This is a genomic window from Streptomyces sp. NRRL S-31, assembly GCF_000718775.1.
GTDB lineage: Bacteria > Actinomycetota > Actinomycetes > Streptomycetales > Streptomycetaceae > Streptomyces.
This window is the reverse complement of record NZ_JOCB01000322.1, coordinates 1-201: the sequence shown is the minus strand read 5'-3', so window position 1 is coordinate 201 and position 201 is coordinate 1. Positions and strand designations below refer to the sequence as shown.

The following is a 201-nucleotide window of genomic DNA, read 5'->3' as shown; positions in this document are numbered from 1 at the left end:
TACTTCGGCGACTACGCGGCCGGCGGCGACGAGTGCCACATGGCGTTCCACTTCCCCGTGATGCCGCGCATCTTCATGGCCGTACGCCGCGAGTCCCGCCATCCGGTCTCCGAGATCCTCGCCAAGACCCCCGCCATCCCGGCCCGTTGCCAGTGGGGCATCTTCCTGCGCAACCACGACGAGCTGACCCTGGAGATGGTC

1 pseudogene is annotated in these 201 nt (G+C 67.7%); it reads left to right on the top strand.

Annotated features, from left to right (window positions below):
• Window positions 1-201: pseudogene (locus IF37_RS40635) on the top strand (trehalose synthase); the annotation flags it as partial.